At 43.0% G+C, this 24,971-nt stretch carries 21 protein-coding genes and 1 tRNA gene; 9 read left to right on the top strand and 13 right to left on the bottom strand.

The window, feature by feature from the left end:
• Nucleotides 1-243: 243 nt before the first annotated feature.
• On the top strand, nucleotides 244-2,727 hold the full coding sequence (locus PJIAN_RS09365; protein ID WP_068704339.1) for a glycosyl hydrolase 115 family protein: 2,484 nt from the start codon (nucleotides 244-246) through the stop codon (nucleotides 2,725-2,727).
• Nucleotides 2,728-2,942: 215 nt separating this feature from the next.
• Here PJIAN_RS09365 and PJIAN_RS09360 read toward each other — a convergent pair whose 3' ends face one another.
• From PJIAN_RS09360 to PJIAN_RS09300, 13 genes are all read right to left on the bottom strand, one after another.
• Nucleotides 2,943-4,130, bottom strand: a complete 1,188-nt coding sequence (locus PJIAN_RS09360) for an AraC family transcriptional regulator (protein ID WP_068704336.1) — start codon at nucleotides 4,128-4,130, stop codon at nucleotides 2,943-2,945.
• A gap of 659 nt (nucleotides 4,131-4,789) precedes the next feature.
• A complete protein-coding gene (locus tag PJIAN_RS09355; protein ID WP_068704335.1) occupies nucleotides 4,790-4,999 on the bottom strand; it encodes a hypothetical protein in 210 nt (69 codons plus the stop codon).
• Nucleotides 5,000-5,009: 10 nt separating this feature from the next.
• Nucleotides 5,010-6,341, bottom strand: a complete 1,332-nt coding sequence (locus PJIAN_RS09350; RefSeq protein WP_068704333.1) for a DNA recombination protein RmuC — start codon at nucleotides 6,339-6,341, stop codon at nucleotides 5,010-5,012.
• A gap of 22 nt (nucleotides 6,342-6,363) precedes the next feature.
• Nucleotides 6,364-9,474, bottom strand: a complete 3,111-nt coding sequence (locus tag PJIAN_RS09345; RefSeq protein ID WP_084252353.1) for a golvesin C-terminal-like domain-containing protein — start codon at nucleotides 9,472-9,474, stop codon at nucleotides 6,364-6,366.
• 106 nt (nucleotides 9,475-9,580) lie between these two features.
• Nucleotides 9,581-10,006: an HIT family protein gene (locus PJIAN_RS09340; RefSeq protein WP_068704330.1), complete on the bottom strand. Its 426-nt coding sequence runs from the start codon at nucleotides 10,004-10,006 to the stop codon at nucleotides 9,581-9,583.
• A 28-nt stretch (nucleotides 10,007-10,034) separates the two neighbouring features.
• The gene (gene ygiD, locus PJIAN_RS09335; RefSeq protein WP_068704328.1) at nucleotides 10,035-10,820 is read right to left on the bottom strand and encodes a 4,5-DOPA-extradiol-dioxygenase; all 786 of its coding nucleotides are present in this window, start codon (nucleotides 10,818-10,820) and stop codon (nucleotides 10,035-10,037) included.
• Nucleotides 10,821-10,852: 32 nt separating this feature from the next.
• Nucleotides 10,853-11,626, bottom strand: a complete 774-nt coding sequence (locus PJIAN_RS09330; RefSeq protein WP_068704327.1) for a C40 family peptidase — start codon at nucleotides 11,624-11,626, stop codon at nucleotides 10,853-10,855.
• A 123-nt stretch (nucleotides 11,627-11,749) separates the two neighbouring features.
• On the bottom strand, nucleotides 11,750-12,445 hold the full coding sequence (locus PJIAN_RS09325; protein ID WP_068704326.1) for a YjjG family noncanonical pyrimidine nucleotidase: 696 nt from the start codon (nucleotides 12,443-12,445) through the stop codon (nucleotides 11,750-11,752).
• Nucleotides 12,446-12,489: 44 nt separating this feature from the next.
• The gene (gene coaE / locus PJIAN_RS09320; protein ID WP_084252352.1) at nucleotides 12,490-13,068 is read right to left on the bottom strand and encodes a dephospho-CoA kinase; all 579 of its coding nucleotides are present in this window, start codon (nucleotides 13,066-13,068) and stop codon (nucleotides 12,490-12,492) included.
• A 2-nt stretch (nucleotides 13,069-13,070) separates the two neighbouring features.
• Entirely contained in the window at nucleotides 13,071-14,063 is a 993-nt protein-coding gene (locus PJIAN_RS09315; RefSeq protein WP_068704322.1) for a CdaR family protein, read from the bottom strand.
• A 12-nt stretch (nucleotides 14,064-14,075) separates the two neighbouring features.
• Nucleotides 14,076-14,399: a preprotein translocase subunit YajC gene (gene yajC, locus PJIAN_RS09310; RefSeq protein ID WP_068704320.1), complete on the bottom strand. Its 324-nt coding sequence runs from the start codon at nucleotides 14,397-14,399 to the stop codon at nucleotides 14,076-14,078.
• A 42-nt stretch (nucleotides 14,400-14,441) separates the two neighbouring features.
• Nucleotides 14,442-15,371 carry a transcription antitermination factor NusB gene (nusB, locus tag PJIAN_RS09305; protein WP_068704319.1) on the bottom strand — a complete coding sequence of 310 codons (930 nt, stop codon included), beginning with the start codon at nucleotides 15,369-15,371 and terminating at the stop codon, nucleotides 14,442-14,444.
• A 135-nt stretch (nucleotides 15,372-15,506) separates the two neighbouring features.
• Entirely contained in the window at nucleotides 15,507-16,697 is a 1,191-nt protein-coding gene (locus PJIAN_RS09300; protein ID WP_084252351.1) for a metallophosphoesterase, read from the bottom strand.
• Between the two features lie 274 nt (nucleotides 16,698-16,971).
• On the opposite strand from PJIAN_RS09300, the gene PJIAN_RS09295 reads away from it, so the two are divergent.
• From PJIAN_RS09295 to PJIAN_RS09260, 8 genes are all read left to right on the top strand, one after another.
• A complete protein-coding gene (locus tag PJIAN_RS09295) occupies nucleotides 16,972-17,583 on the top strand; it encodes a TetR/AcrR family transcriptional regulator (RefSeq protein WP_068704315.1) in 612 nt (203 codons plus the stop codon).
• 97 nt (nucleotides 17,584-17,680) lie between these two features.
• Nucleotides 17,681-17,752: transfer RNA gene (locus PJIAN_RS09290), tRNA-Arg, on the top strand.
• A 141-nt stretch (nucleotides 17,753-17,893) separates the two neighbouring features.
• Nucleotides 17,894-18,223: a PAS domain-containing protein gene (locus PJIAN_RS09285; protein ID WP_068704313.1), complete on the top strand. Its 330-nt coding sequence runs from the start codon at nucleotides 17,894-17,896 to the stop codon at nucleotides 18,221-18,223.
• Between the two features lie 19 nt (nucleotides 18,224-18,242).
• Nucleotides 18,243-20,255 carry an OPT family oligopeptide transporter gene (locus PJIAN_RS09280; RefSeq protein ID WP_068704311.1) on the top strand — a complete coding sequence of 671 codons (2,013 nt, stop codon included), beginning with the start codon at nucleotides 18,243-18,245 and terminating at the stop codon, nucleotides 20,253-20,255.
• Between the two features lie 86 nt (nucleotides 20,256-20,341).
• Nucleotides 20,342-21,091: a 5'-nucleotidase C-terminal domain-containing protein gene (locus PJIAN_RS09275; protein WP_068704308.1), complete on the top strand. Its 750-nt coding sequence runs from the start codon at nucleotides 20,342-20,344 to the stop codon at nucleotides 21,089-21,091.
• Nucleotides 21,078-21,890: a bifunctional metallophosphatase/5'-nucleotidase gene (locus PJIAN_RS09270; RefSeq protein WP_084252350.1), complete on the top strand. Its 813-nt coding sequence runs from the start codon at nucleotides 21,078-21,080 to the stop codon at nucleotides 21,888-21,890. The genes PJIAN_RS09275 and PJIAN_RS09270 overlap by 14 nt, the downstream gene beginning before the upstream one ends.
• Nucleotides 21,891-21,977: 87 nt before the next feature.
• Nucleotides 21,978-23,159, top strand: coding sequence for a pectate lyase (gene pelA / locus PJIAN_RS09265; RefSeq protein WP_084252349.1), 1,182 nt, complete (start codon nucleotides 21,978-21,980; stop codon nucleotides 23,157-23,159).
• A gap of 188 nt (nucleotides 23,160-23,347) precedes the next feature.
• Complete coding sequence (locus tag PJIAN_RS09260) at nucleotides 23,348-24,970, top strand: DUF6057 family protein (protein ID WP_068704298.1); 1,623 nt, start codon at nucleotides 23,348-23,350, stop codon at nucleotides 24,968-24,970.
• Nucleotide 24,971 lies beyond the last annotated feature (1 nt).

Here is a 24,971-nt window from a genome sequence, read left to right as displayed (position 1 = left end):
TTAACAATCAGCGTTCAAAACTACAGAGAATAAAGTGGTAATCGGCACAAAACATCAGGTAAACCTGAAACAAGTGGAGAGAAGCTGACGGCTTATAAAATAGCAATAGTCTTGCACGTAGCTTTAAAGAATGTCTGTTTTTGCCTAAATTTGAAGACCGGAATACTGCATTCCCGTGTTGAAGCTTGTTGTTGAAAAGTTTCTTTTCTAATTGTTTGATATACATGCCTTAAATGTATTTGTATGAAAAAATTATTACTATTTGTATTGTGTTTTCCTCAGGTCTTGTGGGCACAGATTGAAGTTTTGCACCAGTCTCAGGATAATAATTCGTTTCCTTTGGTTGCAGGGACAAAAGCCACGCGAATTTGTTTTGATGCAAACGATTATGAAGTTGTCAAGAAATCGGGTAATCTGCTTGCCACAGATATAGAACGGGTGACCGGTAAAAAGCCTCAATGTATTGCGACCGACAAAGCGTTTCCGGCAGATGAGGTGATTATTGTCGGTACGATAGCGGAAAACCGATTGATAAATCAGTTAGTTGCTACTAAGAAGCTGGACGTAGAGACGATACGCGGTCAATGGGAACGTTTTATCATTAAAACCGTCGAGAATCCTTTCCCCGGAGTGAAAAGGGCATTGATTATTGCTGGTAGCGATCGTAGGGGTACAGCTTATGGCGTTTTTTCGGTTTCGGAAGCCATGGGCGTTTCTCCCTGGTATTGGTGGGCTGATGTGCCGGTTGTTAAGCATTCGTCGTTGTTTGTTAAAAATCTGAATTATACATCTGCTTCTCCATCGGTTAAATATCGGGGAATCTTTATCAATGATGAAGATTGGGGCATTTTTCAATGGGCAAAGAAAACATTCGATCCCGGTTTTGGAAACATTGGTCCGAAGACTTATGAAAAAGTTTTTGAACTGATGCTCAGACTGCGGTTGAACTATATTTGGCCGGCAATGCATGAATGCAGTACGGAGTTCGGTTTGGTGTCCGAAAATGTAGCCCTGGCCGATCGGTATGGGATTGTAGCGGGTTCGTCGCATTGCGAACCTATGCTGTGCAATAATATTCATTGGAACACAAAAACCAAAGGACCCTGGAATTATAGTCTGAATCGCGATACGATACATGCATATTGGGCACAAAGTGTGGAGGATCGCCGATCAGAAGAGGCCGTATGGACATTGGGTATCAGAGGAATTCATGATCGGGGGATGGAAAAGCCTCCTGTTGAGATTCCGGATAGAATCAATCTTGTACAACAGGTATTTAACGACCAAAGAGCCTTGCTCAATCAAAATGTAACGAAAGAGTGGGGGGATGTTGCCCAGTGTTTTGTGCCGTACAAAGAGGTTCTGCCGCTTTATGATGCCGGACTGAAAGTGCCCGATGATGTGACGATTATGTGGGTGGACGATAATTTCGGATATATCCGCCGGTTGGGAGCTGCAGCCGAACGCACACGATCGGGAGGAGCCGGCGTTTACTGGCATTTATCTTATTATGGCGGTCCGCATTCTTATTTGTGGATGAATACGACACCTCCGGCTTTGATGTGGGAAGAGTTGCATAAGGCATGGGAAAACGATGCGCGTAAAATCTGGGTTCTCAATGTGGGCGATATTAAACCGATGGAGATCGGGATGGACTATTTTTCGCGGTTTGCCTGGAACATAAACGAGAAAAATATTGACTCGCAGCCTCAATTTTTACGCGATTTCGCTAAGATGCAGTTTGGCGAAAATGTAGGGCAACCGATTGCGGATTTGTTGGGTGAATTCTACCGGTTGGGCACTATCCGTAAACCGGAGGAGATGAACCGAATGTGGGCAGTCTCTCTGTCGCGGGAAGAGGCGCAGCAATTGAAACACGACTATCAACAGCTTTTGGATAACGAAGCAAAAATAGCTGCTCAGATCAACGGGAAAACAAAAGATGCCTATTTTGAGATGGTTGGATTTTCGGCAAGGGTTCTTGGTGCATCAGGGTTGATTTTTATGGCCGATCGGGATATTCAGTTGGGCAGTGATAGTGTTGCTGCAAAAAAGGAGATTGCGCGACTGTGTCAGTATATCGACAAGCAGGTTGCTTTCTATAATAACGATGTTGCGGGTGGAAAATGGAAGTACATGATGCCCGGCAAGGAGACTGAAACGGCTAAGAGTTTGATGGATTGGAATAGTCAGGTGCGCTGGCCATGGGGCGAAAAGGGATGGAGCACTTCCTCTGTTACTGCTAATCCCGATCGTAAATGGAGAGATGCCAATGCTGCCGATCGTCGATCGTCTTCGGGAAAGGCCAACTGGAAGATGATTCCGGGTTTGGGCGCAACCGGAAAAGCGTTGGTGTTAAAACCTGCCAGTTTAGAGTCGTCATGGAATGTGGGCGACAACTCAGCACCTTGTCTTGAGTATGATTTTCAGACAAAAGGAGGCGATAATACTGTGCTAATTAACTTTCTGCCCACTTTCAGAGTTTGCCCCGGTATGCAACTAAGAGTGAATGTGAACATTGATAATCAGATTTCACAGGTGGTTGAAGTGCCCGGATCGAGTGGTAAAGAAGATGAAAACGGTTCTGTCCGCAGCAATGGCATTATGAATAATTATGTGCAGGCAAAAGTCGAACTGAAAGGTCTTGTTCCGGGTAAACATACGTTGAAAATATATGCGGTCGATCCCGGAGTGGTTATTGATCGGATTTCATTTTCAATGGAATAACGAATTGTTCTGGTGTGGCAATATTATTGTGGAATGTTGCTCTTTTAAGACAGTACTTTGGGGCAAAAGTTGCGGATATGATCCCGATAATGATATTGCCGGCGAAGCTTTTTGCCTTGCTGATTGCCTGAAGTGGGAGAGCTTTTTAGCCTGTAATTTTTTGAAAACCGAATAATCCGTTAAATAGAGATATTCTTTTGGATAACGTCAGACCTTCATTTCTTTGTCGAATTCAGATATTCGGACGGAGTCATGGAGGTCATTTTTTTAAAGGATGCTATAAAGTTTTGCCGGTTTCCGAATCCGCATTGATTTGCTATTGCATCCAGCGTCATGGTTTTCATCATGTCAGACGAAATTAACTTCTTCGCATGGTCTACCCGTAGTTGATTTCTCCAGTCTGTGAATTTGAGATTCAGAATGTTGGAGAAATAATAGGAAAGATGGTGTAATGGTATTCCCGTTAGGTTCGACAGCTTAGAGCGGGATAAATCCAAATTGCAGTATTCTTTCTGTGTAACAACATCATGCAATTTTCTTTTAATTTCGTCAATATATTCATCAGTGAAGAGTAGTAAGTCGGGAGATCCACTGTTCTTTGTGTTTTCAGGGTTCTCTATAGCAGGTTGATCCTCTATGTCGTCGGTATTTGCCACATGCGAGGGAAGTCCATAAAGTATTTGCGGGCAAAACAAGAGAATTACATTGAGCACCATGTAAATCAATGGAATAATGATATGCTTTGGGCCGACTATGTCAGTTCTGTTGAAAGCTACTAATTGTATCGACGCAAGCAGATAAATAATGTAAAGTGCAATAGTACAGATAAAGGTTACGTTCAACCAAAGCTCTACACTCTGCCGTTGCTTGGATCTTAATAGCGAATGAGATCTGATTTGAGGTAGGTTTGTGTAAAAAAGCCAGCCGGCATAACCAATATAAACTATTGTAATCAAAGATCTTAGTAGGTTTATGTATGCCTGTGGGATAATACTGGGGAAACCGAAAAGGTATGCTTGTATTCCTTTGCTTATTTCTACGGCCAGAGAAACCTTGTGATCAAAACTCCAAAAATAATACTTCCATAAAACAATGAAGGTGACAATCACCGGCAGAAGATGCCAGAGGTCTTTTTTGTACAACCGGGCGGAGTTTGTCACAATACTTCTTGAATAAAGATAGAAAGCGGGGCCAATGAGGAAAAATACGGGTGCGAAATGATACAACATGACAGCCGCTATTACATGATTGTTCTCAACATGCAGCGCAACAATGGCAAACTCTTGAAGATTAAAAAGGAAAAAGAAGATAGCCAAATAGATATTCCCTCTGAAATGCAGGCGGGAATATAATGCTAACACTAACGAAAGTAACATTCCAAATCCGGTAATATAGAGTCCCATATTATAGTTTGAGCTTGTGTTTGCAATTGGTTTATCTGGTCAGAAAGACTCAAAAGAAAAGTCCATGTGCGTATACGTACTTGAAGCTTCTCTCAAGAAGTTTGCAAACAAAGTTATTAAAATAAAATTGGATTTACCAAATTTGAAAAGAAAACACAAAAAATAACGCCGAAGTTATTTAATAACTTCGGCGTTTCTCTTTAGATTTTGGGTTGAATGTAACACAGCACTCTGCTGTCTGAAAAACTATTTTTTGGTATGTGAAAATTTATTGATACTAATGTGCTATTATGACATCTACAAAATTAAGCCTTATGATTTGAATCGTTAAAGATAAATGCATGATTGTTGTTGCGTTTTTAAAAAATATTACATTGTTTTGTTTTGTGTAATATTCTGTATGATAACATTTTGTGAAAATTGTTCGTGTGGAGATTTTGAAAGAAGTCATTTATTTAATTATTTGTGGCTGTTTTGTTATTTTAAATGTTTGCCTCTTGATGAGGATAGCTTATAAAATAAAATCGACTTTTCCTTGACGCCTGATTGGGGATTACTCTTGGGGCATACATGCAGTAGACCTAAATGACAAAAGTGAGCAAATGATTCAATAAAGAAGCACAAAAGAGAGAATCAGAAAACATGGTCGGGTTGCCCGTTTATTTGCCAGATGCTTGTCCTGTTTCTTGCTCCTTTTGAGCCAATAACTTTTTAAGCTGCTTTAGTTCGTTTTGAACGGCATTATACTTTTGACGCGAGACGCTGTTTTCTTCAAGACGGATATATTTCTCGCGCAACTTTATATAACGGGGAACCAGATATATCAGGGCAATGGGGCAAAATATTGTGATAAGAATAAGCAGTTTCATAGAGAGAGATTTATCCGATTAGATCTTCCGGTAATTGCTTATTGCTTTTGGCACCAAGCTCTTTGATGCGTTCAGCAGTACGGAAAATATTGCCGTTCCCGTTTTGGAGTTTCTTCATAGCTTCGTCGTAAGAGTTTCCAGCCTTGTCGATGCTGTCTTTTATTTTTCCGAGGTCGGTTACAAATCCAGCCAGTTTATCGTACAGCGTTCCGCTCAGGCGGGCGATTTCCTGTGCGTTACGACTCTGGTTCTCCTGTTTCCAGATAGATGAGATCGTTCGCAGGGTGGCAAGCAGAGTGGTGGGGCTTACAATGACTATTTTCTTTTCCCAGGCATACGAAAATAGTTCGTTATCGGCCTGAACAGCAATAGAGAATGAGGCTTCGATGGGAACAAACATCAGCACGAAATCAGGTGTGTTGAGGTTGTGTGCGTTTTGGTAATTCTTTTCGCTGAGCAACTTTACATGGCTGCGCAATGACGCGATGTGTTCTTTTTGAAAGAGAGCACGTTGCTCGTCAGTTTCAGCGGCCATCAGTCGTTCATACGCAACAAGCGATACCTTTGAATCGACAATAATGTGCTTGTTATCCGGTAGGTGAAGGATTACGTCCGGGCGTTGCACACTCATATCCGCACCTTCAACAACCTCTTCACGTTCGTATTCCTGTCCTTTGGTCAACCCTGAACGTTCAAGCACACGTTCCAGGATAATTTCGCCCCAGTTGCCTTGCTTTTTGACATCACCTTTCAGAGCACGGGTCAGATTGTTGGCTTCTTCACTCACACGGGTGTTTAGTTCGGTCAGTTTTTTTACCTCTTCCCGCAGGCTGACTTTGTCGCGTAATTCCTTATCATAGGCTTCTTCCACTTTCTTCTCGAACGAAGCTATTTTTTCCCGTAAAGGATTGAGAATCTCTCCGATATTCTTCTCGTTGTGCTGAACAAATTCATTCGAACGTTCTTTCAGAATGCGGTTCGCAATGTTTTCAAATTCCGTCTGGAGTTTCTTTTGCAATTCGGCCAATTCGCTCTTTTGTTGGTCGAGTTGTTCCCTTAAATAGCTGTTTTCCGTACTGGTACGGGCAATTTTTTCGCTCTGTGAGGCAACAGAATTGCGAGCCGATTCCAAGTCGGCCGTCAGCCGAGCGTTTTCTTCGGTTTTGATACGCAGGGTTTCGTCTACGATCGATTTTTTACGGTCTGTTTCAGCCTGATCCAGCAGGAATTGTTTCTCTCTATCGGCAGCTGCATTGCGGGAGGCCGATAGTTGTTTGTTCAGCCATACGGCAACACCCAATGCGCCGATAACGAGTCCGATAAATAAAAAAGCGATGTTCATAATCCGAAATTTTAACGGGTTGTTATTTCTCAAAGAAACGTATTACTTTCTGCATCCAATCTTTGCGCTGTTCTTCAGTGCTGAGGGATTCGAACGGGAATCCGCAAACCACGGTTCTATAGCTACCTTTGTAAGCTACGGCCGCACTTATATTGCTTTCGGGATATAAAGCAATGGTGTGCGCGTTCGGAGCATTGTCTGCCGGATCAATGCCGTCGGCTGACTCAGCGGCGTATTGCTTGTTGTTGATCTGAGTACAAAAGTTCCATTGGCCTCCAAATGTAGCGTAAGGTAGTGTGACGCCCTGCAATTGTCCGGCAACGGATGCTTTTTCGTTGTGCCATTTGTATTTCAATACGGAAGTTGCAAAGTTAATGCCGGTAGAATCTATTTGACCATTATTCCATAAATCGGATCCGACGAAACTACCTGAAACGAAAAGATTTCCGCCTGCAATGCAATAACGGCGTAAGACCGCATTTAGTTTGTCTGTAAATGTTCTGAACGCTACATGGTTTACATTTCCTCCGAAAGGAACCTGTTTCTCTTTTCCGAGTATAAGATCAACCATTTTATAGTTGTTCAACAACTCTCCGTTTTCTTCCACAGCCGCCCGACTACAGGAAACAAAAGAATATCCGGCGGCCTTAAGCGCCTGCCCATGAATGTAAGGGAAGTCAAAGCTATTACCGGCAACACTTATATTTTCAAAATTGGCATCTGACGTACCAAAGGTAGCGGATTCCTGTCCTTTGAAATTCAGTCGGTTGAAATTGTTCTGCTTGCCGGTGTAGGAAATGTCCGCTTTGTCAGGCACCCCGTTATCGGTAAAACCTCCGTAAGAAGGAGTGTCGAACCATGTGGGTGCAGAAATGCGGTCAAACCCGTTGACGATCATCGCTACAGGCGTGCTTTTCCAGTTACGGCATACCGAAAGAGTTTCCGACGGCATACTTTCACCACCATCATTGACAGCGGTTACACGAAAACTGTAGATTTTTCCTTTCTCAACAGCAAGGGTCATGGATATGCCTTCTGTAATTTGTCCGTTGTCGAAACCTTCGCCTTCTACACGCGTGTAGACGATAAAGCGGTTTGGAATTGCCGTTGGTTCCAGTGAGTCGTTTTCTGCTTTCCAGGAGAGGTTAATGTGGGTGTCGTCCACAAACTCCGAAGCAAGGTGGCTGACCGGAAGTGGCTGAACCACAAACGGGCGATGATGTTGATAAGCCAGATACTTCAGTATAGCTTTGTAGATAGACCGGCTGACGGTAAACTTAAACCGAGGATCGAGGCCATATTTCATGTCGGCAAAATTCTCGTGGGATAATAGCTCCATCAACACGGAAGGAACATCCGTTTCTCGCGATTCGGCATACGAACGATCCCATAAGCCTCTTCGGGTCCAGTTTTTTACTCCCGTTTGATGCAGGTCATCGACTATCTGCGTTTGTATCATGTCGGCCAGATCGCGTGAAGTCATGCGGGTTTGTCCGGTACTGAACTGGCCGTTGTTGAGGGATGTCGTGTAAATGGCCAATGTGCCGACAATAGAATCTCCTTTGACTCTTCCGGCATCGGAATGGATAGCCATCGAGAGATCTATAGGCACTTTCAAACCGGTGGAAGCCGAGTCTTTGCCCGAATAAACAGAACCACCGTTAAGATAATTCACCCAATAAGGACGCGCCCAGATGTCTTCGTTGTAGTCGTTTGGTGCTTCGTCTTTGCGCTTATGATAGATATTTGTCGGCATACCAGCCCACTGAAGCCAGTAGCGGGCTCCTTCCAGATAACGGGGACGACCGCTTACGGAAACGTGTTTGGCTGTGTAACGCACGGTGTCGGTACTCAGACTGTCCTGAGGCATTTTTTCATCTGTAATGATGTTGTTGTTCGTAATGTTCGGCTCCTGAATGCGTTGCTGTGTCGTATCAATTTTAGCGGGGGCTGCAGGTTTGGAAGGCATTTTTTCATAGCTGAAATCCGGTCGGGCGATATTTCCCATTCCTCCTCCGAAGCGTACAGCATCGGCAGTAATAACAGTCCCTCTTCCTTTGGAAGTCCCTGTTAAAGTTACTCTGCCTGACTCGGAGTGGATGCCTTTTTTGAAGTAAAAATTGCCCAGGTAAATCCATGTTCCGCCACCCATTTGCTGATTTATCGAAAACTCGGTTTGGCCTCCGGTGTGATAAACTGTATAATGAGCATTTTTACTGCTGTTTGCTAACGTTTTGTAGGCGATTGACACGTAATACCAACCATCTTCCGGAATATCGGGAATCCATTCGAATGCTACATTTTCAGTAGATCGTGAACCAGATTTGCGGTAAGTACCCAGCGCAAAAGGATTCTCGGTGTTTTCAAGTTGTTTCTTTGTGAATCCGAATCCTGAATTGCCTCCGTTTTCAATGGTTGTGCCTCGTTCGCGATAGATGGATGCACCGGCAGATCCGTCATTATCCACAATCACTTCGTTGGTTTGGGTGTCTCGTTCGCGGGGCAAAAAAACATTCGCTCCTGCATTCTCCAGCATTGGCAACAGATAAGGCAGAACGTAGCTCATGGTGTATTTGTCTTCGACGGTTTGAAACACACGATCGCGTTGCCAGAGCCAGCGGTCGGTTCTGAGGCGGTAATACAAACCATGACTTTGCCAAAGTGCCAAATGACGGTTCTCCAGTCCTTGCGTGATAGTGTATGGCTTTGATAAGAGAGTCATCAGCGGTGTTCCCTGAAATTCTTTTTTAGGAAACCTGATTTTGTCCACGTACTTATCAGGCCTGAACATATTTGGGATGAGAGTACTGAGTTCTTTGCTTCCGGCAAAAACCTGTACTTTGTAGTCGGGCTGGCCAGCGTGGGTAAGGGAATCAAGCTGAGCGTACAGTTTTGAAACCACAGCCGGACGATAAGGGATATACGATAATGCTTCGCTGCAATAGATATTCACGTGCTTTTCGGCTGCGTTGATGGAGATTTCTTTCACGCGGAATTTTCCCAAACCGGCATAAGCGCGTTCGTAGCTTGCCAGAAGAGAATCCACCTGAGTCTTCATCTCTCTGGGTTGACGTAATGCCATGGCATTCGTGATATATAAAATACAGCAAAAAAATAATATTAATCGTTTCATTATAACCTTATTAAAAACAGAGCAAAGACTGAAAAGTCAGCCTTTGCTTTGAAGAAAGATAGAAGACGTGGTCTTCCGGTTCTTTATGTATGTTCAGGTGTTTTTCTTAGAGAGCTGCTTTGATCGCATCAATTACCTGAGTATACTCAGCATCGCTCAAATATTTCTGTTTTGGGTTCATTTCGAATACACCGCCCCAGCCAAATGCGCCCTGATATTTGGGGACAATGTGAAAGTGAATGTGAGATAGCGTGTCGGAATAAGCTCCGAAATTGATTTTGTCAGGGTGGAATGCCTTGTCCATTGCTGCAGCAGTTTTGGCAACATCAGCCATAAACGCGTTGCGATCTTCATCGCTCAGTTCAAAAAGCCCGTCCACATGGCCTTTATAGGCAACCAACGTACGACCATGATAGGATTGTTCTTTGAAAAGGAAAAGTTCAGAAACCGAAAGATCGCAAATTTTGATCATTAAGTCTTGTTGCGTCTTGTTTTTAGTGCAATAGAGGCATTCTGCCGGATTTGTTTTCATTCTATAATAATTTTTCGCTGTGACAATTTTATTGAATAATAAATGAGGTCATGGATAACGAACCCATTACTAATTTATCATTAAAGAAACGGATTGTTTCTTCGGGTTGCTTCAATGCTAATGCGTAAAGCAGTGGCCAAAAATGATCAGGGGTTGGAATTGCTCTCTGTACGTCGGGTCCGAGTTTGAGATAATTACACAAATCATCAACCTTGCCGGAAGTAATCAATTTTTTCATCAGGCTACTAACGGCTGTCGCCCAGTCGTAGCCAAACTCTTCATCATCTCTTTTGCTCCAATCGAGCATACGCAGATTATGAATAATGTTTCCACTGCACAAAATTAGCACTTTTTTGTTACGTAAAAAAGCTAATTGTTTGGCGAGTTCGAAATGTTTCTTTTCGGAAAGTGTTTCGTTCAGACTGAACTGGATGACAGGGACGTTTGCCTTGGGAAACATATGCGTTAAAATGCTCCAACATCCATGGTCATAGCCCCATTCCAGATCGCTTATTATATTTGCAGTCCTGACTGTATCTATAATCTCTTTTGCTAATTCAGGATTCCCCGGCGCTTCATATTTTACAGCATGGAGCTTTTCCGGAAATCCGCCAAAATCATGAATGGTGCGGGGATGGCGCGAAAGAGTTACACATGAGCCGCTTGTAAGCCAGTGAGCAGATATGCATACAATGGCATCCGGCGTCGGAAGCTGGCGTCCAAGCTCTTTCCATTGGCCTGTGAATTCGTTTTCTTCTACGGCATTCATCGGAGACCCATGTCCGACAAACAACACGGGGTAGGAGCTATTCATAGTAGTAGCTATTTGTGATTAAAAGACAGATTTTATAATATTCTCTTGATAACCCTAAGAGAGTGGGTGTATTTTCCGGTAAAGACAGATTTGATCCCCTGATTATCGATAGGGGCAATGTGGACCTCTCCTGATGCGTGCAAAATCTGGTGGTCGTTTAGCAAAATACCTACGTGGCTTATATATCCGTCGTCGTGGTCAAAAAAGGCAACATCGCCGGGCTGCGCTTCCGCCAGAAAGCTTACCTGTTCTCCGAATTCGATTTGCTGACGGGCGTTCCTCGTTAGTTGCTTTCCGCACATGAGAGCGGCTACCTGAACCAGTCCCGAACAATCTATTCCCATGATGTTTTTGCCGCCCCACAGATAAGGAGCGTGGAGGTATGTTAAGGCCTTTTCGACAAATTCGGACGAGGATGTGTTGAGGTTTGTGTCTTCAGAGGAAAATCCGAAAACGCGGTCACATATTGAAAATTGCTGTTTGTCCTTGTCATAGAAGGGAAGCAGGCTACCACCGGGTAGAGGCTGTTTTGTGCCGTCCTGAAGGGTCGCATACGAAAGAGGCTTCGAGACTACTACATGCTCCTGCCGGTTTAGTTGGTCGAATAACTGCTCGTCAATAGAAGTCATCATTTTGCGATCGATCCATCCGGTCTCGTTATCGCGGACGTTATGAATCCGAACCCAGCGTTCAATCACTTCTTCAACACTGAAATATTCGCCAAATAAGATTTGGGTGAGCTGTTCGCTTGCCTCATCTGCAGCGCTTCTTAACGGGATTAATCCGTTGAGATTGATACCAAACATACCTTAGTTTTTTAATCGATTATATACAAAGATACATATTCTTTTATTTAGTGTAACTACATAAATATAAAAATATGTGAATTATCTAAATAAAGCAATAAATATTAGTCCATTTGTATAAATTCACAAAAAAGAACAAAGCTCTGATAAGTTGTGGATGGTATATGTAGGCTGTTTGGTGAGTTTTTGAGATGAATCGGCAGAATAATACACCTGATCTATTCCAAAATTCATGGCGCCTTCAATGTCAGCTTCAAAATTGTCGCCAATTACGAGGCTATCTTTTTTTTTAGCATTTGAAACGGAAAACAGGTGTGCGAAAAATTCGGGTTTGGGTTTGTGATGCCCAACTTCTTCGGATAAGAAAATTTTGTTGAAGTAGCCGGATAGCCCTGATTTATTTAGTTTTTTGTATTGTACTTCTTTGAAACCATTCGAAATGATATAGAGATCGTAATGAGGTTTCAGATAGTCCAAAGTAGAAAATGTATTGGGCATAACTGCGGTTTTTTCGCAGCATTGTTCAAGATAAAACGTACTCATTTCTCTGGCAAGTGGCTCATTCAGAATGCCAAATTTTCTTAGCGGAGCTAAAAACCGTTCTGTGTTTAGAAATTCTTTGGTTATTTTGTCAGCCCCGTAAAGTCTCCAGAGCGCAGCGTTGTTTTCTTCGAACTGATTGAAATACGAATCGAATTCAGAATAGTACCGCTTGAGGTTGTAAGTTGTATAAACATCAAAAAGTGCAGAACGGGCATTCTCCGTAAAATTCCAAAGAGTATTGTCGAGGTCGAAAAAGAGGTGTTTGTAATGGGACATGTATTTTGTGATTCGTGTTTCGGGAGAATTGCTGGAAGTGTTTGCTATTGTGTGAGTTCCGAAATGATTTTCTCCGTTTGTTTGATTAGCGAATGTTGTCCGTCGTTGACGATGATAAAGTCGGATTTAAGCGCCTTTGCTTCTTCTGTCCATTGCTGGGCTATACGTTGCATCACCTGCTCCTGAGTGCACTGGTCGCGGCGAACAACCCGTTCAATTCTGATATCCAATGGGGCTGTTACCAAAATGACTTTGTGTGTTTCGCTATTAAAACCGCTCTCAAATAAAATGGCTGTTTCCAGAAAGACAACAGGATTTGATTGTTGTTTTGCCCATGCCTGGAAATCTCTTTTGACCGCAGGATGTACAATGGCATTCAGAGCCCGGAGACGTTCAGGATTGCCGAACACTTCGCCGGCAAGGTGCTGCTTGTTTAATTGGTTGTTTAAGTATGTGTTTTCTCCGAACTCCAGTTGCAACGCTTTGATTACGGATAAATCGTACTGCATGATCTTTTTTGCCTCCGCATCCGAGTCGTAGACGGGATATCCCATGGCAACCAGCAACTTTGATATTACTGATTTTCCGGATCCAATTCCTCCTGTAATGCCTACAATAACCATGATTATTTTTTTATTTCAAGAAGAAAATCTACCGTTTCGGGCGATACGTGATACCGGATAAGGTCGGATGACGTAGAAAATACCTGAATCCTGGCTTTTCCGGCGTTGATTCTGGACAGTGTATTGTAATTGACAACTGCCTGAATGCTTTCGGAGGTCAGTGTCTTGAAATGTGATATGCCAACTACGCAAATTACTTTAACGGTAGCGGGAAAAGTGCGCAGTAAATATTGATCGGGCAGGTTGATGCTGGTTACCGGAACCTCCAGTGTTTTTTCGGTAAATGGTTCTACCGCGGCATGCACTTTTACTCTGGGTTGTGACAGGTGTATGCCCCGGGGTACTTTGAGGTAGAATTCCGAATTAACGGAATCTTTGACGTCTTTAAGGTGTATTGGTTCAGTGTAAATGGCTTTGAGTGTGTCGAGATTTTGTTTGTTGCCATATACTTCCAGAAATGCCGGCGAAACCGAAATGCCGTGTGTAATTATGAATTGTTGTGCCGGCTGAATGTAGCCGTAAAACCGAACGGGAACAACCTTCTTGTATAACGAATAGTAGTTGATAATCAACGAATCGGGAGCGATGTGTATTTGTGTGGCAGTTGGCTTTAGTTTGTAGAATATCTGTCCCTCGTATTTATTGGTGGGAAGGGAAATGCGTCCCGTTCCTTTGAATTGCCCGGTCAGGTCAACTTTGAAAGGAGGTAATTCCTGTTTCAGTATGTAAGTAAAAAGAGCCGACCCTTTGTCCTTGAATTGTACGTTGAGGGTTTTAGGTAATTTGCCGACGAGTTCTACGTTGTTTGGGATGCCAACATATTCGATAGGAACTTTGACTTTAAGTTCCTGTACATGACTGACTTTGTAGAGGAACCAAAGTAATGTTGAAAAGATCAGAAAAGACAAAAAGACAAAAGCTTCTTTCGTTGGGAAAGGAGCTTTTGCCTTTTTACCTAAGCGTTTTATCTGCCGTATGGATTTTTTAGCAGACATATTGGTGCGATGTTATTTCTGTTGGGTATCGGCAGCAGTCGCAAAAACAGAGTTTTTGTCTACGCGGATACGTACGTTTTCGTCAACTTCCAAAAGAATTGTGTCGTCGCTGATTTCTTTGATGCGGCCATAGATGCCACCCGAAGTGATCACTTTGTCACCAACTTTCATTGCTGCACGAAAGTTTCTGATTTCTTTCTGACGTTTTGATTGCGGACGAATCATGAAGAAATAGAAAACGACAAATAGTAACACAATCATGATGATACCGGAGTAGTTGGCCATGCCGCCCGGTTGCCCGCCCTGAGTTTGTAAGATAAGAGCTAATGTGTTCATAATTAGAATTTAATTTGGATTATGTTTGTTTAATTCGATAATTTAGTTAGCTTTCATGAGAGTTCCCTCTTTTTTAAGATGGGATACTATCTTGTCGAGAACTCCGTTGACGAAAGTTCCGCTTTTGTCTGTGCTGTATTGCTTTGCTATTTCAATGTACTCGTTCAGTGTTACATTGACCGGAATGGATGGAAAATCGTTTAGCTCACCGAGAGCTACCATCATAATGATGACATCCATGTAAGCAATACGGTCTAATTCCCAGTTTTTTGTAAACTCTTCAATAAGAGCCTTGTATTCATCTCCGTGTCGGATAGTATTGAAAAACAGCTTTTGAGCAAATCTTTTGTCCTCATCGTGATTGTACATGGGCAACAAAGCCTGATTAGCTCCCTTGCTTTCGTCGAATTTTTTGATCGTCTTCAGTATGAAGCTTATCACAAAGTCGGCTTCGGCACACCAGTAGATGCTTTGTTCTTCGAGGGCAACTGCTAATGCTTCGTTGTTCAGTACTTCGTTACGGAAAATTTTGCGCCACAACTCTTTGTCGGCGGCATAATCATTCGTGTCACTTTCCATATATGATTTGTAGCATTCCGAGGAGATGATCGAATCATACAAAGATTTCACCACTTCGGGCGAGTCAATCCAGGAAAGATTTTTTTCTTCAACCCGTTCAACGAACATTTCGTTTGCTTCCAGTTGCGCAATGAAGCGGTTGTCCGCAAAACGTCTGTTAGGGTTTAGCTCTTCTTCCGTAGGTCTGTATTTTTGTAATCCGGCATCTATTTTGTTACGCGCATGACGGGTAACTTCGATGGCCAATAATAACAAGTGATAATACAGGTCGTAGGTTTTTTCAATACTGTGAAATAACTCTTTCTCGGCAACTCCGTAGTCTTTCTCTCCACTTTTGTAGTATGCAAATACAATCTGGACGATCTTGATACGAAGCAAAATCCTATTAATCATAATGGTAGCGCTTCTTCTATATATTAATGCAAAGATAGGGCATTTTTTGCGGATTGCAAAACGGTGATAAAGCTAAAGAATTAAGTTGTACTGCGAGATTGTAACTTGTAATCCGATAAGATTAGTTTTGCTTTATTACTTTGTTGTTAAAGTGATTACTGTTATTTCAGGCGGCATTCCCAAGCGCATCGGGATACCCAGGTAGCCTAATCCTCTGTTGACATATAATGATTTATTATTATACGAGTAGAGTCCGTTCCATTGCTTAAATACCCACTGTGCCGGTGACCAGTGTAATCCGAATTTGCGTATACCCAACTGCATTCCGTGTGTGTGTCCGGCGAGCATAAGCCGGATATTTTGGTATTTTACAACTTGTGTCATCCAGTGATTCGGGTCGTGCGATAGGAGTAAAACATAGGGGTAACGTTCTGTTCCTTTCATTGCTTTTGCGAGATTACCGTAGCAATGAAACGGAGGTTTGCTCCAATTCTGTACACCAGCTATAACCAGCGTGTCCTTGTCTTTTTGCACGAATAAGTGTTCATCCATTAGCAACCGGAATCCCATTTGTTTCTCTCTTTCTATTAAAGAGTCGAGATTTGCCTTTTTTGCTTCCGGAGAACTCCATTTGGTATAGTCTCCATAGTCGTGATTGCCCAGAATAGCATATTTGCCGGTGCGCGCATTTAATTGGCGAAACGTTTTAATTAGTTCAGGGGTGAGTTCTGAGGCAAAATTGTCCATCATATCTCCTGTCATTACCACCACATCAGGCTTTTCTCTGTTGCATAAATCAACTGCTTTTGCCCAGTAAGAACTGTTGGCTCCCAGACTGCCAATATGTAGGTCGGAAAGTTGCACGATTTTCAGTCCGTTGAATGCTTTTGGTAATGATGAACTTTTAATTTTAATGTGTGTTACTTCAGTGTCGAAACGGCCTATGAATGCTCCATACATAAAACCAAAAAATGTAATGACGGCCAGAAAAATTCCTGCGTAGGTTACGATTTGAAACTTTTTTCTGAAAAATGAAAAAATGGCTCCATTTAGCAGTGAAAAAAGAATTAAAAAGAATTTTGGTATATATATGGTTAAGAGCAACCAGTTAAACCAGATGAATAATTCAAGAAAAATTTCGTTTTGAATTTTGGGTAAAATGAAGAGCAATGCTAATATCCCGGCAATAAAAATGACATAAATAGTCCAGTGTAATTGTTTGAGCCATTTTTTTTTAGTTGGCTTTATCCATTTGATGAAAAGTACAATATCGCATAGAGTGGTTATTATCAAGAATATAATGATTATTATTATAGAGCTTCTCATGGTGAAGAAATTATAAAATTGTTTAATCTGAGTTAGTTGAACATTTGTGTGTTATAGAAATAAAAAAATATTTTTTTTTGTTGTTTTATTGGTGTATATCTGTTACTTTTGTCGGCCAAGAAAATCTACTCGAAAAAAACTGAAAAATAGATTTAATTGTTATCTTTGTAAGGTGTTTAACCTGATTCGAAAATACGAATACAAATATATTCGTTTTGAACAGAGTTTATTTTAATTGTGCTATATTTTAACTAACCAAATCAATTACACAACAATGAAGGGAATTAATACAGAGCATCGTATCCTGATGGCTGCTGAAGAAGTGTTCCTTGACAAAGGATTCAGCGCAGCAAAAACCACAGAAATTGCACGTAAAGCAGAAGTGAACCACGCTTTGGTTCATTATTACTTCAGATCTAAAGAAAATCTATTTGAAACAGTATTTATCAACAAGTACAAACAAGTGCTTGTGGTTCTTACCGAAGCTGTGGACGGTGAAAAACCTTATCTTGACAGACTTCATCAAATGATGGCTGCTCAGTTTGAGTTGTTTATTTCAAGTCCTAAAATGCCCTTGTTTATCGTTAATGAATTTTTGAACAATCCTCAACGTTTGAACTTCCTGAAACGTAAAATTTCTCTCTTTCCACAGGAAATTTTGATCCGTTTCGAAAGACAAACCAATGAAGCGATCGAACAGGGTATTATTCGTCCGATCGAAACAAAAGAATTACTCTTTAGCGTATTCTCTCTCCTGTTCTCGGTATTCATCAACCGTTCGTTCTCTCAGTACATTTTCAACTGGGATGGAATGGATTATCCTGAATTTGCCAAGAAAAGAGAAAAAGAAATTCTCGATTTCGTAATGAAAAGTTTACGTCCATAATTTTTTGACAACAGAAACGTCTTGTAAAAAAACAGAATAGAATCTGTACGCGGGAAGTGGAAATATCCACGAAAAAGTGTAATTTTGCACTCCGATTGGTCCTATAGTTTAATGGATAGAATGACAGATTCCGGTTCTGTTGGTCTGGGTTCGATTCCCGGTAGGATCACTTTTTATGAGACATATTACAATTATAACAAGCCGACTTTTACGAGTCGGCTTTTTTTGTGCTTTTCGGTGTAGTAAAGAGCGTATAAATAAACAAAAAGAATAAGCGTTTTTTTGTACATTTGCGCGCAAAGTGAATATTATGATAGACTACTGGAAAGAAACGGCCGCGGCTGTGACCGTGTGTGACAAAAATGGTGTTGTGGTATACTGCAATAACCGTTCTGCAGAACAATTTGCAAAATATGGCGATTTGTTGGGTAAAAATCTGAAAGATTGCCATAATAGTTCGTCCTGGGAAAAGATTTGCAACCTGATGGAACCCGGAGACAGTAATATATATACTGTTGAGAAGAGAGGAGTCAAAAAACTCATTCATCAGATGCCCTGGCGTAAAGACGGAGAAGTGAAAGGACTGATTGAAATCTCTTTCGAACTGCCAGCCGACATGCCTCATTTTGTTAGAGAATAAAAACAATCAAATAAATTTTATGGAACATACACAAGAACCAATTACAGGATTGCCCGAAAATGCTTTTCGGGAGTTGAAACCGGGAGAAAAGTATGAACCCCTTATGAGTCCTAAAAAGACTTATCCGGAAGTGAGTCGTTATTCCGTGGGGTGGGGTTTGCTGATGGCAATACTGTTTTCGGCAGCGGCAGCATATCTCGGATTGAAAATCGGACAGGTGTTTGAGGCCGCCATACCTATTGCGATTATTGCAGTTGGACTTTCTACGGCTACCAAACGCAAGAACGCGCTGGGTGAAAATGTGATTATCCAGTCTATCGGGGCAAACTCGGGCGTGATTGTGGCAGGTGCGATCTTTACGTTGCCGGCTCTGTATATCCTACAGGCAAAGCATCCTGATTTGTCGGTTGATTTCTTCCAGATTTTCCTGAGTTCTGCTTTAGGCGGATTTCTTGGAATCCTCTTCCTGATTCCTTTTCGTAAATATTTCGTGTCCGAACAACATGGAAAATATCCTTTCCCGGAAGCTACGGCTACCACTCAGGTACTTGTGTCCGGAGCAAAAGGAGGTAATCAGGCAAAACCGCTCATTTTTGCCGGAGTAATCGGTGGTATTTACGATTTCGTGGTGGCTACTTTCGGAGCCTGGAGCGAAACTTTCTCAACACGTGCCATTCCTTTTGGCGATGTGGTAGCTCAAAAAATAAAACTGGTGTTTAACCTGAATGTTGGAGCTGCGGTTTTAGGACTCGGATACATTGTCGGTTTACGTTACGCCGCTATTATTTGTGCTGGTTCTGCGTTGGTATGGTTTGTCATCGTACCGCTGTTGCCTTTGTTGGGCGACACAACCTTGCAATGGCTCACCCCGACCTATACTCCTGTTCCGGGTGGTGTTGACGGAATGACTGCTGAACAGGTATTCAAAACTTTTGCACGACACATCGGTATCGGGGGTATTGCTATGGCTGGAATTATCGGGATAATCCGTTCCTGGGAGATCATTCGTGGAGCTGTCGGACTGGCGGCTAAAGAAATCGGTGGTGGTAAAAATGCAGATGAAAAATCGGCTGTTTTGCGCACGCAGCGTGATTTGTCGATGAAGATTCTTGGTTTTGGAGTGATTGTAGCTCTGATTGCCATTTTTGCATTCTTCTTCTTCGGAGTGGTTCACAACCTTTTCTACGCTTTGGTGGGACTTGCCGTGATTGCGATCATTGCGTTCCTGTTTACGACAGTGGCTGCGAATGCGATTGCTATTGTAGGCACAAATCCCGTTTCCGGAATGACGCTGATGACACTTATCCTTGCTTCTGTGGTGATGGTGGCTGTCGGACTGAAAGGCACTGCCGGAATGGTGGCTGCTTTAGTTATGGGCGGTGTGGTTTGTACGGCTCTTTCGATGGCCGGCGGTTTTATCACCGACCTGAAAATCGGTTACTGGTTGGGTAGCACACCTGCAAAACAGCAGGGATGGAAGTTTCTTGGCGCTACATTATCGGCTGCAACCGTTGGCGTGGTAATGATGATATTGAACAAAACATACGGTTTTACAGGACCGAATGCCCTTGTGGCTCCTCAGGCCAATGCAATGGCTGCCGTTATCGAACCGTTGATGTCAGGCACCGGAGCTCCTTGGATTTTGTACGGTATTGGCGCTGCAATTGCTATTGTCTTGACAATGTTTAAGATTCCGGCACTGGCTTTTGCTTTGGGGATGTTTATTCCGATGGAACTCAACGCACCGCTGTTGGTTGGTGGCCTGATTGCCTGGTATGTTTCTACCCGTTCAAAAGAAGAAGCTTTAAATAAAGCACGCCTTGAAAAAGGAACCTTGCTCGCTTCCGGATTTATTGCCGGTGGTGCCCTGATGGGAGTGGTAAGCGCGGCCTTGCGTTTCGGTGGTATCAACCTAACGAACGAAGCCTGGGTGGAAAGTGTTGGTGCGCAGTGGCTCGGCTTGGTGATGTACGGTGCTATTATCGGATACCTTGCTTACGATTCGATGCGTGCAAAACCTGATAAACAGTAATCATAGTCCTCAGTTCACAGTTCTTCAGTACACAGTGGAATGTTGGAACCTGGAATTTGGAATTTTTGAATCTTTAATTCGTCGTTATGCGGAAATTTATAAACGCTGGTTTGCTGGCTTGTGCCTTGATGGTGCTCGGTTGTGGCCAGACTAAGCTTGTGCAATTACGAGCTACCCATATCCCGGTCGATCAGAATGCAGATGCAATTCAGGATCAGGGTATGGTAAAAGCGGTTAAACCTTATGCCGATATCGCCGTCAAAACTGCTGATGAGGCGATAGGTTATACGGATCAGGATTTGACTCCCGGCCGTCCGGAAAGCCTTTTGGGTAACTTCTTTGCAGATGTGATGTTGTCTTATGCACAGAAACACTCTACAGGCAGAGTTGATTTTGCGGTTACAAATCCCGGTGGTTTGCGCAAGCCGATTCGTAAAGGCGATATCAAAGTAGCGCACATTTATGAACTGATGCCTTTTGAAAATGCATTAGTAGTTCTCGATCTTAAAGGAGACCGGGTGCAGGCTTTGGCCGATAGTATTGCCGCACATCATGGAGGTCCTGTTGCCGGAATTCGTTTCGGAATCAACAACAGGAAAGCCGTCAATGTAACTATTGCCGGTGAACCCCTGGATGCCGGCAAAACATACAGGGTTGTTGCCAACGACTATATAGCAAAGGGTAACGATTTTTACCAGGAACTGACGAAAGCCTCTTCTGCTGAGTTTTTTACGGTTTCTTTACGGGCGGTTATCCTCGATTGGGTAAAGCAGGAGACAGCAAAGGGCAATCATGTTCACGCAACTTTAGACGGGAGGATCTATGAAGAAAAGTAGTATTTTAATAGTTTGCGTGATGGCCTTTATTCTGGCTTCATGTTCGGTTCAGAAATCGTTGGTGGTGTTGACTACAAACGATACGCACAGTCAGATTTTACCGGGTGATGACGGAACGGGTGGATATGCCCGTCGGTTGGGAATTATCGATACGGTCAGAGCCAATCACAAGTGTGTGGTGCTGGTCGACGACGGCGATTTTTCGCAAGGAACCATCTTTTTCAATTTCTTCAAGGGTGATGTGGAAGTGTTGGGTATGAATACGATGAAATATGATGCTGTAACCCTTGGTAACCACGAATTTGATAACGGACTTGATAGCCTTGCAAAACATTTATCTAAAGCAAAATTCCCGATTGTTTGTGCCAATTACGATGTAAAGGGGACGGCTCTCGAAGGTTTGGTGAAACCGTACGTCATCATTAAACGCGATGGCCTCAAAATCGGAATTTTTGGGTTAGGCATCAGTCCGGTAAATCTTATTGCGGACTATAATTTCAAAGGAATCACCTGGCTCAATCCTGAAGAAACAGCAAGCGCTGTTGCCGAAAAACTGAAGAAGCAGGAAAAATGCGATGTGGTGATTTGTATCTCGCATCTTGGAGTTGCCGAGAATGCTAAATTTTCCGATTGGACGATAGCGAAGAATTCACATTATATCGATTTGATTTGTAGTGGACATTCACATCTGGTTATCAATAAGCAGGTGCCGAATGCCGACGGAAAGCCGGTGCAGATTATTCAGGCCGGTAAAACCGGAGCTCAAATCGGGCGGGTGGATATGGTATTCAGGAAGTAAAAAGTCTTGGTTTTGCTCCGATGCCATTTGTCGCGATCATTTTAAGGAGCAATTTCAATATTTTACTAACCAAAAACCATTATTGTTTTGAAAACAATTAATTATCAACGATTGGCGGTGTTGTGTCTCTCTGTGGTCACACTCACTGCAATGCCTGTTTTGGCTCAAAAGAAGGAATCAAAAACGGGGCAGGCAACAATCTCAACCAACCCGTTCGGAGATAGTACCCGTCACTGGTATGGCATTGCCGATAAAGGTAATATCATCCAGTCTAAAAAAGATCAGCCGCGGTACAAAGAGTCGCAGGTGAAAGAGATTGCCGATAATATTTTGCTGTACCAGCGTAACAACGGAGGATGGCCGAAAAATTACGACATGCAGGCCATTCTTACATCCGAGCAGAAAGACAGTCTCATTCGTACGAAAAATATTCTGCATACCACCATTGACAATTCGACCTCTTATACACATGTTGATTACCTTGCACAAGCCTACAACCTGTTGAAGGACGAACGTTATAAAAAGGCAGCCGTTAAAGGAATTGAATTTCTGATTGCTGCTCAGTATCCCAATGGCGGCTGGCCTCAGTATTTTCCTATCGAACAGGGACGTTACAGTCGATATATCACTTTTAATGACGGAGCGTATATCGGTGTGATGAATTTGTTTAAGAAAATTGTAGACGGCAATTCTGATTTTGCCTTTTTGGACAATAAAGTTCGTCAGCAGGTAAAACTCTCTTTTGAGAAAGGATTGGATTGTATTCTCAAATGTCAGATCGTGGATATGGGAGTGCTCACCGCGTGGTGTCAGCAGCACGACAACACTGATCTGGCTCCGGCCTGGGCGCGTGCCTTCGAACCACCCAGCATTTGTAATGCCGAGAGTGCCGAGATTGTGCTATTCCTGATGAGCCTTGAACATCCGTCTCCGGCAATAATTAACGCAATTAAAAGTGCGGTTGACTGGTTCAGAGCTTCCGAAATTCACGGTGTTCGTGTAAAAACCGTACCTGCTCCTCCCGAAAAGTCTATTTATCATACGTTGACTACCGACCGTATTGTGGTGGAAGATTCACTCGCTCCTGTGATCTGGACCCGCTACTACGAACTCGAAACGCACCGTCCGTTGTTTTGCGATCGCAACAGTAAGTTCCTTTATAAACTTTCGGACGTGAGTCGCGAGCGTCGGGTAGGGTATGGTTGGTACACTTATTCACCTCAGAAGGTGCTCGATGCTTATCCAAAATGGTTGGAAAAACATCAATAGCCGGAGCCGCAAACATATAAATCAGAGCAGCATTTAATGGTTTCTCCATTAGATGCTGCTCTCTTTGTATTATATCGGTATCATTTGTAGCTAAAAAAGTATTAATGGAGGAATAATTTTTATTGTACATTTGCCAGTATCAAAGATAGATATCAGGCGACTGAGCCTGCGTTTCAATATTAATTACCATGAAGTCAAAACACCGAATTATTGCCATCTCTCTGGTTGCGCTATGGACTGTAGCCTGCTTTGTGTTTTTTCAGTTCTTCTACAAATACCATTTAGTTCACAGGCTCGATCTTCAGCTTTTTCTGTATTCTCAGGAGTACCTCAGCTCCTATTTTCATCATCCTGCATGGCTGGCATCTCTTGCAGGTGATTTTCTGACCCAGTTCTTTTATTTTGAAGTTGGCGGATCATTAATGTTGGTCACGTTGTTGCTTGCCTTGGGACTGCTGTTTTATTTGGCTACGGGGAAAGTGTTGTCTGCATGGACTAAAAGCGAACCAAAGCATAGAAGTGTCTGGTTTTGGCTGCGCGTCCTGCTCTCGTTTTGTGCGATGACGTGGGAAGCTCTTCGTAATTGTGATGTCGATTATCGCTTGTCGTCCACCATCGCCCTTATCGGTGGAATCGCACTGTTTCTTCTTTTTGCGTGCACTCCGTCCCTTTTCCGTTATCTTACGGGAGCGGTGCTGGCAGTGATTGCTTACTGGATGTTTGGTTATGGCATTTGGGCTTTACTGATCTTTATTTTGCTGTATGAATTGGGTTTGCGTCGTTATCTTTCGGCGTCGGGTTGTCTTGTTATTGCTTTGGTTACGCCTTTCGCATTGCGTCAGTCTTACTATTTAACAGTGAAACAGGCGTATCTGATTCCGACCAATAAATTTTGGAGCCAGCCCGATTTTATGATAGAGAAGCTGTTAAAACTGGATGTGCTGAGTGCCTCGGGCCAGTGGAACAAAGTGGCTGCGATGACGGAAAACGATTACCAAAATTCGGGGCTGGGAGCCTATTTTTACAACCTTTCTCATGGTATGAGGGGCGATTTACCAAACAAACTATTGAGTCAACCGCAGCCGGGGCCGTTGGGTTTATTGCTGCCGCTCAATCCCAAAATGTCGCCGTTGGCAATCTGGAGCAGTAACGAAGCCTGGTTTCAATTGGGCGATATGACCATGGCGGAACACTCTGCTCTGTTGGGTATGATATTTTCGGCCGACCACCGGAGTGCTCGTATGGTGAAGCGTTTGGCTGAAATTAATATGGTGAATGGAGATACCACTGCGGTGATGAAATATCTGGGGATGTTGCAAAAAACATGGTTGTATAAATCGTGGGCCGATGCGCGCGTGCCGGGAAGGGAAAGTCCTGCTGTCAAAGCCTGGCTGCAACGTAAGCGTTCGTTCGTTGCGCAGACGGATACTTTGCGCGATGCCGTCAATCCGGCAGTTTCGTTGCGACTTTTGCTCGACAGCAACAAGGAGAACAAACTGGCGATGGATTATCTTTTGTGTTACGATATGCTGGCAAAAGACATCGACGGTTTTATGTCCGACTACAACAAATATAAATTGTCCGGGAACGAACCTGCTGAATCTGTTTATGCTCAGGCGCTACTCGTCGGATTGGCACAACGCAAGACCCCGGCCGAAGAGGTGAAGAAATACATGATTGCGCCGGAGTTTTTCTCTGAGTTTACCAACTATACAAATCTCTACGAAAAGAATTATCTCGGCAGGGCTTATCTGGTGAGTCAATTCGGTAAAACATACTGGTTTTATTATCACTTCGCAACCTTTAAATAAC

The organism is Paludibacter jiangxiensis, from assembly GCF_001618385.1.
Taxonomy (GTDB): domain Bacteria; phylum Bacteroidota; class Bacteroidia; order Bacteroidales; family Paludibacteraceae; genus Microbacter; species Microbacter jiangxiensis.
This window is presented reverse-complemented; position numbering and strand designations above follow the sequence as displayed.

Coding starts and splice junctions, on each gene's coding strand:
- PJIAN_RS09365 (WP_068704339.1), top strand. CDS start 244: ATGAAAAAATTATTACTATTTGTATTGTGTTTTCCTCAGGTCTTGTGG.
- PJIAN_RS09360 (WP_068704336.1), bottom strand. CDS start 4,130: ATGGGACTCTATATTACCGGATTTGGAATGTTACTTTCGTTAGTGTTA.
- PJIAN_RS09355 (WP_068704335.1), bottom strand. CDS start 4,999: ATGAAACTGCTTATTCTTATCACAATATTTTGCCCCATTGCCCTGATA.
- PJIAN_RS09350 (WP_068704333.1), bottom strand. CDS start 6,341: ATGAACATCGCTTTTTTATTTATCGGACTCGTTATCGGCGCATTGGGT.
- PJIAN_RS09345 (WP_084252353.1), bottom strand. CDS start 9,474: ATGAAACGATTAATATTATTTTTTTGCTGTATTTTATATATCACGAAT.
- PJIAN_RS09340 (WP_068704330.1), bottom strand. CDS start 10,006: ATGAAAACAAATCCGGCAGAATGCCTCTATTGCACTAAAAACAAGACG.
- ygiD (WP_068704328.1), bottom strand. CDS start 10,820: ATGAATAGCTCCTACCCCGTGTTGTTTGTCGGACATGGGTCTCCGATG.
- PJIAN_RS09330 (WP_068704327.1), bottom strand. CDS start 11,626: ATGTTTGGTATCAATCTCAACGGATTAATCCCGTTAAGAAGCGCTGCA.
- PJIAN_RS09325 (WP_068704326.1), bottom strand. CDS start 12,445: ATGTCCCATTACAAACACCTCTTTTTCGACCTCGACAATACTCTTTGG.
- coaE (WP_084252352.1), bottom strand. CDS start 13,068: ATGGTTATTGTAGGCATTACAGGAGGAATTGGATCCGGAAAATCAGTA.
- PJIAN_RS09315 (WP_068704322.1), bottom strand. CDS start 14,063: ATGTCTGCTAAAAAATCCATACGGCAGATAAAACGCTTAGGTAAAAAG.
- yajC (WP_068704320.1), bottom strand. CDS start 14,399: ATGAACACATTAGCTCTTATCTTACAAACTCAGGGCGGGCAACCGGGC.
- nusB (WP_068704319.1), bottom strand. CDS start 15,371: ATGATTAATAGGATTTTGCTTCGTATCAAGATCGTCCAGATTGTATTT.
- PJIAN_RS09300 (WP_084252351.1), bottom strand. CDS start 16,697: ATGAGAAGCTCTATAATAATAATCATTATATTCTTGATAATAACCACT.
- PJIAN_RS09295 (WP_068704315.1), top strand. CDS start 16,972: ATGAAGGGAATTAATACAGAGCATCGTATCCTGATGGCTGCTGAAGAA.
- PJIAN_RS09285 (WP_068704313.1), top strand. CDS start 17,894: ATGATAGACTACTGGAAAGAAACGGCCGCGGCTGTGACCGTGTGTGAC.
- PJIAN_RS09280 (WP_068704311.1), top strand. CDS start 18,243: ATGGAACATACACAAGAACCAATTACAGGATTGCCCGAAAATGCTTTT.
- PJIAN_RS09275 (WP_068704308.1), top strand. CDS start 20,342: ATGCGGAAATTTATAAACGCTGGTTTGCTGGCTTGTGCCTTGATGGTG.
- PJIAN_RS09270 (WP_084252350.1), top strand. CDS start 21,078: ATGAAGAAAAGTAGTATTTTAATAGTTTGCGTGATGGCCTTTATTCTG.
- PJIAN_RS09260 (WP_068704298.1), top strand. CDS start 23,348: ATGAAGTCAAAACACCGAATTATTGCCATCTCTCTGGTTGCGCTATGG.